At 49.4% G+C, this 259-nt stretch carries 1 pseudogene; it reads right to left on the reverse strand.

The annotated features are described in order from the left end of the window. Positions 1 to 191 (reverse strand): annotated as a pseudogene (locus SB756_RS31905) (flagellin FliC); the annotation flags it as partial. Positions 192 to 259: the final 68 nt, after the last annotated feature.

Genomic DNA, 259 nt, shown 5'->3' on the forward strand with positions numbered 1-259 from the left:
GCCTGAGTCAGGCCCTTGATGTTAGAGGTAAAACGGTTGGCAATTGCCTGACCAGCAGCGTCATCTTTCGCGCTGTTGATACGTAAACCAGAAGACAGACGCTCCATTGAAGTAGACAGAGCTGACTGGTTCTTGTTGATGTTGTTCTGAGTGATCAGCGAGAGGCTGTTGGTATTAATGACTTGGGCCATGATGAATTTTCCTGTTAATCAAGTCTTTCGGTTAAGGTGTGGGCTTCAACCCGCCGGCTTCAGCGCCG

It is taken from the genome of Pseudomonas sp. SIMBA_068, assembly GCF_046534705.1.
In the GTDB taxonomy this organism is placed as follows: domain Bacteria; phylum Pseudomonadota; class Gammaproteobacteria; order Pseudomonadales; family Pseudomonadaceae; genus Aquipseudomonas; species Aquipseudomonas putida.